Source organism: Pseudonocardia sp. SID8383, assembly GCF_009864975.1.
Classification (GTDB): Bacteria; Actinomycetota; Actinomycetes; order Mycobacteriales; family Pseudonocardiaceae; genus Pseudonocardia; species Pseudonocardia alni.
Genome location: NZ_WWFY01000892.1, coordinates 1 through 2,363, shown reverse-complemented (window position 1 = coordinate 2,363; position 2,363 = coordinate 1). Strand labels below are relative to the sequence as shown.

The window sequence follows — 2,363 nt, the reverse complement described above, 5'->3', positions numbered from 1 at the left end:
GGCGTGCGCGCGGCGCACCGGCGGGCCGAGTGCGCCACCGCCGGAGTCCGTGTCCTCCCCGGCGAGCCCGACGGTCAGCGCCCCGGCCTGGGCACCGCCGCCCAGGGCCCGCACCAGCAGCGGCTCGGACACCGTCACCCCGCGCAGCCGCTGCTCGGACACCGACAGCGACCGCTTGGTCAGCAGGCCGCGCCGTACCCGCAGCGTGCCGTCGGGCTCGCGGCTGAGCCGGTAGTCCCACCAGCGCTCCACGAACAGCACGATGCTGCCGGCGACCATGACCGGCAGCAGGAGCGCGACCGCGACGAGCACCGTCGCCCAGACCGGTGCGGCCGACAGCTCCCCGGCGACGGCGTCCGCGCCGGGCAGCGAGCGCGGGTCGAGGCCGGTCTCGTTGAGCACGTTCCAGCCGGCGCCGGCCAGCGCACCGATCGCGGCCAGCGAGCTGACCGTCAGCGGGGCGAAGCGCAGCGAGGACCAGTCGATCCGGTCGAGCTCCTCGCCCGCGGGGTCGACGGGATCCGCCGGGCCGACGGTCCCGTGCCCGCCGGCCGCGTCTCCGCCGGCACCGTTCCCGTCGGCACCGTTCCCGTCGGCACCGTTCCCGTCGGCACCGTTCCCCTCGACCCGGGCCCGGTCCGCCCCGGTCCCGCCGGCGACCGCGGCCGGTCCGCGTGCCGGGGCGGGGCGGGCGAGCAGCTCGCGGCGCAGCCGTTCGGCCTCGTCGGTGGTGACGGCGTCGAGGTCGAGGCCCGCGTCCGACCCGCTCTGCCCGGAGCCGACCTTCACCACCGACAGCCCGACGAGCCGGTGCAGCAGCGGTGCGGTCAGGTCGACGGTGCGGATCCGGTCCCGCGGCACCGAGCGGCGCTGCCGGTTCAGCAGCCCGCTGTGCAGCTCGACGCGTTCGTCGGTGATCCGGTAGCGGGTGGTGCGCCAGCGCACGACGCCCACCGCGACCGCGACGACGACCGCCGCCCCCGCGATCCAGACCTGGGTGGAGTTGCCGCTGCCCGCGCCGAACAGGACCAGCACGACCAGTGCGGGGGCCAGCCGCAGCAGCGCGGTGGCCGGGCCGACGAGCAGCATCCGGCCCGGCAGCCGTCGCCAGCCGACCTCCTCGGGGGGCGTGCCGGTGCCGTCCGCGGGGGCGACGGGTACGGGCTCGGTCACGTCGCGTCCCCGCTGTGCCGCCCGGTCGTCTCGGTGAGCCTGCGGGCGAGCTCGGCGGCGGCGGCGGCGTCGAGCCCGGCGATGCGTACCGGGCCGCGGGCCGACGCGGTCGTGACGGTCACCGTCGCCAGGCGCAGCGCCTGCTGCAGCGGGCCGTGCTCGGTGTCGACGGTCTGCACCCGCGGGATCGGCGCGATCCGCCACTCCCGCACCAGCCAGCCCGACCGGGTGTAGACGGCGTCCTCGGTCACCTCCCAGCGGTGCAGCCGGTACCGCAGACCGGGCACGACGAGCGTCCCGACCAGCAGCCACAGCACCGTCAACACCACGGTCGCGACCAGAACCCCGTGCCACGGGACCGCGGGCAGCAGGAACCACGCGACGACCTGGCCGCCGAGCAGCACGAGCGGGACCGGCACCGCCGAGAGCCGCCACCACCAGATCGCGCGGGGGTCGACCCGGTTCGCGGGTGGGCGCAACGGGAGCGGCAGCGCGTCGGTCGGGATCCCGGGTCCGGGGTCGCCGGTGCGGGGGCCGGTGGCGGTCATGGTCCCACTCTGCCGAACCGCACCCGGCGGGAGCATCCGAGCACGCCGTCGGAGACCCCACTGTGGCCGAAAGAGGGGGCGTGGCCGACAGAGGGGTGCCGCCGAGTGGCACACCACGTGCGTCTGGAATCCGGGTCCGGGTACGTGGTGTGCCACTCGGCGGGCGACGACGGTCAGTGGGCCGGCGCGGACAGGTCGTAGACCGTGGTGCCGTCGACTGTCGTCGCGGTGTAGTGCTGTGCGACCCAGGCGGTGATCTCCGCGCCGGTGCCGCGGCCGCCGCCGGGGCCACCCCGCTCGCCGCCGCTGACGAAGTACCGGACGTCGCCCTGCGCGACGTACTGCCGGAACTGCTCCAGGGTGGGGGAGTCGTCGCTGCCGGAGAAGCCGCCGATCGCCATGACGGCGGTGTCCCCGCCCGCGACGAGCATCATCGACGCCGCGCCCTGCGAGCCGATCGTCGCCGCCGCCCAGCGGGACGGTCCTGCCTCACGCAGCAGGGCCACGACCTGGGCGCTGGTCCGCTCGCCTCCCGGACCGCCACCGGGCATCCCGCCCGGCCCGCCCGCGCCGGGCTGCCCGGCACCATCCGGCGCGGCACCGGCAGGCAGCCCACCGGCATCGGTGGCGCCGGTGCCCGAC

At 76.9% G+C, this 2,363-nt stretch carries 2 protein-coding genes and 1 pseudogene; all 3 read right to left on the bottom strand.

Features of this window, described 5'->3' with window-relative positions; translation table 11 throughout:
• Positions 1-1,173: PH domain-containing protein (locus tag GTW08_RS32745; RefSeq protein ID WP_161152443.1), on the bottom strand; the 1,173-nt coding region annotated here is incomplete at its 3' end.
• Positions 1,170-1,721 (bottom strand): PH domain-containing protein, encoded by a 552-nt coding sequence (locus GTW08_RS21505; protein WP_073575409.1) that lies wholly within the window; start codon positions 1,719-1,721, stop codon positions 1,170-1,172. The genes GTW08_RS32745 and GTW08_RS21505, both read right to left, overlap by 4 nt.
• 173 nt (positions 1,722-1,894) lie before the next feature.
• Positions 1,895-2,363 (bottom strand): annotated as a pseudogene (locus GTW08_RS21500) (glycosyl transferase); the annotation flags it as partial.